This is a genomic window from Trebonia sp. (genome assembly GCF_030042015.1).
GTDB lineage: Bacteria > Actinomycetota > Actinomycetes > Streptosporangiales > Streptosporangiaceae > Trebonia.
This window is the reverse complement of the sequence record NZ_JASIAL010000053.1, coordinates 1-3,998: the sequence shown is the minus strand read 5'-3', so window position 1 is coordinate 3,998 and position 3,998 is coordinate 1. Positions and strand designations below refer to the sequence as shown.

5 protein-coding genes and 1 pseudogene are annotated in these 3,998 nt (G+C 69.7%); 4 read left to right on the top strand and 2 right to left on the bottom strand.

The genetic code is table 11. The annotated features are described in order from the left end of the window. Nucleotides 1-375 (top strand): hypothetical protein (locus tag Q1N79_RS02445; protein ID WP_300603688.1); only part of this gene is annotated, 375 nt, incomplete at its 5' end. Here the strand turns inward: Q1N79_RS02445 and Q1N79_RS30555 are convergent. Together Q1N79_RS30555 and Q1N79_RS30550 are read right to left on the bottom strand one after the other, a co-directional pair. After that, nucleotides 314-454, bottom strand: coding sequence for a hypothetical protein (locus tag Q1N79_RS30555; RefSeq protein WP_367185017.1), 141 nt, complete (start codon nt 452-454; stop codon nt 314-316). The two genes, Q1N79_RS02445 and Q1N79_RS30555, sit on opposite strands and share 62 nt — an antisense overlap. A 195-nt stretch (nt 455-649) precedes the next feature. Further along, a pseudogene (locus tag Q1N79_RS30550) lies at nt 650-724 on the bottom strand (hypothetical protein); the annotation flags it as partial. A gap of 41 nt (nt 725-765) precedes the next feature. On the opposite strand from Q1N79_RS30550, the gene Q1N79_RS02440 reads away from it, so the two are divergent. From Q1N79_RS02440 to Q1N79_RS02430, 3 genes are all read left to right on the top strand, one after another. Next, on the top strand, nt 766-1,203 hold the full coding sequence (locus Q1N79_RS02440; RefSeq protein ID WP_300603686.1) for an alpha/beta fold hydrolase: 438 nt from the start codon (nt 766-768) through the stop codon (nt 1,201-1,203). 49 nt (nt 1,204-1,252) lie between these two features. Beyond that, a complete protein-coding gene (locus tag Q1N79_RS02435; protein ID WP_300603683.1) occupies nt 1,253-2,992 on the top strand; it encodes an IS1634 family transposase in 1,740 nt (579 codons plus the stop codon). Between the two features lie 398 nt (nt 2,993-3,390). After that, nucleotides 3,391-3,998 (top strand): relaxase domain-containing protein (locus Q1N79_RS02430; RefSeq protein WP_300603680.1); only part of this gene is annotated, 608 nt, incomplete at its 3' end.

Genomic DNA, 3,998 nt, shown 5'->3' with positions numbered 1-3,998 from the left:
AGGCTGCACCAGCTGCACAACCGCACCGACGGCCGGCTCGGGACCGCCGGCTTCTGGCTCGCCTGCGCGGGCTTCACCGGCTTCCTGCCATGCGCGATCGCGTCCCTGGTCACCGGCGAAAGCCAGGCACTCAGCCCGCTGTACATCCTGTCGATACTGGCCTCGCTGGCCGGCCTGGCGGCATTCGCGGTCGCCGTGTTCCGGGCACGGCTGCTGCCACGCTGGGCCGGGCCAGTGCTGCCGATCGCATGGCTGCTCGGCGGCCCCGTGACCGCCGGGCTCCGGGGCACGACGTTCATCCTGGCGATCACGTTCATCGCCATCGCCATAACCCTGCCAGCCGCTCCCGGGCCACAGGAGCAGCAATCTCGCTAGCGTGCCCGGGCGCGGCCCAGGAACTTACCGTGCCCCATAGGATCACCAGCCCGTCGGATGACGTCTGGACCGAGAGCACGGCCGCGTCTAGTACGGCGTTCCGGCGGAACGCGGCGCTGATCACGCCTCCTGCCTCGCGCGCATCCGGAGTCCGGGTCAAGGTGATGGCGTTCTCGACGTCGGCCACACCGGGCACCTGTGTCGTGCGGGACCCGGCCGCCTGGCGCTGGTCCTCATCGGTCCGGCGGTCCGCGGGAGGAATCCGCACCCGCAGTTCATTGACCACTCGAGTGACTCCGCGGACGCGTGCCGCGGCGCTGCCCGCCGCCTGCTTCAGCCGGAAGCTTACGTTGCCCCTGAGTCCGGAAGAAACCGGAAGGGAGAAGTCCTATGGATGACGTCGCTTACCGCACGGCACGGGTGGCTGGCCTGACGGTGTTCTGCCGGGAGGCCGGAGCAGCTGACGCACCGGCACTGGTGCTGCTACACGGTTTTCCGTCCGCGAGCCAGCAATTCCGCGAGCTGATCCCGCTGCTCGCAGACAGGTTTCACATCGTCGCCCCGGACCTGCCCGGCTTCGGTAAGTCGGACATGCCGCCGCGGAGCGACTTCAGCTACACGTTCGAGCACCTCACCGACGTCATCGATCACCTGACGGAAGCGCTCGGGCTCGATCGCTTCGCGCTCTACGTGTTCGACTACGGAGCGCCGGCCGGATTCCGGACGCAATTAGCCCGAAGTTCCCCCTGCGCAACGTGTCCCAAGGGTTCCAGCATGCCTGTGAGCAGCGGACTCGTGCCCGCAACGCAACATAACGTAGTCATGTAAAGTCGCCGTCTTAGCTGATAGATGACCTGATTTCTGCTATTGTGTGCGCATGTACGTTGCTAAGGTCCCGAACCGGGGGTCACCGCCCGCCGTCCTGCTGCGGGAAAGCTACCGCGAGGCCGGGAAAGTCAAGAACCGCACCCTGGCCAACCTGTCGGCCTGGCCCGAGGCCAGGGTCGACGCGCTGTCCCGGGTCCTGAAAGGCCAGCCGCCGCCCGCCGCGGACCTGGACGGGGCGTTCGAGATCACCCGCAGCCTGCCGCACGGCCACGTCGCCGCCGTCCTGGGCACAGCGCGCCAGCTGGGCCTGGAGGGGCTGATCGACCCCGTGCCGTCCCGGCACCGGGACCTGGTGATGGCGATGGCGGTCGCGCAGGTGATCGCGCCGGACTCCAAGCTGGCCATCGCCCGCGGCCTGCGGGACGCCACCGCTGCCAGCTCGCTGGGCGAGGTCCTCCGCGTGGGCTGCTGCGATGAGGATGACCTGTACGAGGCGATGGACTGGCTGGCGGCCCGGCAGGAGAGGATCCAGGACGCGCTGGCGGCCCGGCACCTGGCCGGCGGCACCCTGGTGCTGTATGACGTGTCTTCCGCCGCGTTCGAGGGCCGGACCTGCCCGCTGGGCGCGATCGGGCACCCCAAAGACGGGGTCCGGGGCCGCCTGCAGATCGTCTACGGGCTGCTGGCCAGCAAAGACGGCATTCCCGTCGCGATCGAGGTGTTCGCCGGCAACACCGGCGACCCGACGACCGTGGCCAGTCAGGTGGCCAGGGTCAAGGACCGGTTCGGGATCACCAAGGTGGTGCTGGTCGGGGACCGGGGCATGCTGACCGCCGCACGGCTGCGCGAGGACGTCCGGCCCGAAGGCCTGGACTGGATCACCGCGCTGCGCGCCCCGCAGGTCAAGAAGCTGGCCCGGGACGGCGACCTGCAGCTGACCCTGTTCGATGCCCAGGACCTGGCCGAGATCACCTCTCCCGACTTCCCCGGCGAGCGGCTGGTGGCCTGCATGAACCCGTTCCTGGAGACCGAACGGGCCCGCAAGCGCGAATCGCTTCTTACCGCCACCGAAGCTGACCTGGACAAGATCGCCGCGGCCTGCGCGCGGGCCCGGCGGCCGCTGCGGGGCCAGGACACGATCGCGGTGCGCGCGGACAGGGTCCTGAAACGGCGCAAGGTCGGCAAGCACTTCACCATCGCCATCACCGACGACAGCTTCAGCTACGCCCGGAACCAGGACTCCATCACCGCCGAAGCCGCCCTGGACGGCATCTACGTGCTGCGCACCAGCGTCCCGCCCGGTGACCTGGAACCCGCCGGGGTGGTCTCCTCCTACAAGGCCCTGGCCCAGGTCGAGCGGGCCTTCCGCGCCTTCAACACCGACCTGGACATCCGGCCGATCCGGCACCGCACCGAGGACCGGGTCCGCGCGCACGTGTTCTTGCGGATGATCTCGTACTACATCACCTGGCACATGCAAGCCCAGCTCGCACCCCTGCTATTCACCGACGACGACAAGGCCGCCGCCCAGGCCGCCCGGCAAAGCCCGGTCGCCCCCGCCGCCCGCTCCCCGAAGGCCCTGGCCAAGGCAGCCGCCAAGCACACCCCCGCCGCCGTCCCGGTGCACAGCTTCGCCAGCCTGCTCACCGACCTGGCCACCATCTGCCTGAACACCATCACCCCCGCCGACCCGGCCCTGCCCGGCTTCCGGCTCGTGACCACCCCGACCGCCGTCCAGCGCCACGCCTTCGACCTGCTCGGCCTCAGCCACCGCCTTGGCACCGCGTAGTCAGCAGCCCACCCAGGACATTACGAAAGCCCAGGTAAACGGCCTACCACGCGGATCGCCGGGGGGAACTTCGGCCTAGTCCTCCGGTCCATGAGAAGTCCCCGGGGAGCGCGGCGTTCCCCGGGGACTTCTCATGCCCCCGGCGCCGGGGACCGGCCTCCCGGGAAGGAGCGCCCGGAATCCGCTCGCAGACAATCTTTGCTCGGCCACACGCAAAGCGCGGCGACCACTCGATCGCGCCGATAGCTCAGGTCGCGTGCACTAGACGCACACGCTGCACTCAGTGCACCGAATACACAGCCGAATAAAACTAGGGATCAGCTACTATGCTGTCAAGAGCATCGGACACAGGCATCAGCGACAGATGCTAGCGGTAAGTTCCGTGGAGGTGACCCGGCGTGACCACGAACGTGACGCTGCACGCCGGGCACGACGTCGCCTACTTCACCCGCGGCCAGGGCGCCGGCGGGTGCGCCGGCGCTATGTCGTACTACACGGCGGCCGGGGAACCGCCGGGGGAGTGGGCTGGCACGGCGGCGCGCAAGTCGCTCGGCCTGGCCGGGCAGGTCGACCCTGGCGTACTTGACCGGCTGTTCATGAAGGGGACCGGGCCGGACGGCGAGATCCTGGCCGCAAAGCGGCAGCGGAAAGACGCCGGGGAACGCGAGGAGGCGGCGGTGGCCGCCTACCGTGCCGCGCACCCGTACGCCAGCACGGTGGAGATCGCCGAGGTTCGCGCCGCCGAGCGGGGCAAGGACCCGCATACCGTGCCCCATTTCGACCTGACGGTTAGCGCCGTCAAGAGCGTGTCCGTGCTGCATGCCTCCTACCGGACCGGCGCCCGGCAGGCCCGCGGCCGTGGCGACGAAGAGGAAGCCGCCGCGCTGGACGCGAAGGCGGAGGCGATCGAGGAGGCCCTGACCGAGTCGGCGCGGGAAGCGGTCGGCTGGCTGGAAGCGCACGCGGCCTACACCCGCACCGGCCACCACTCGGCCCGGACGGGGGA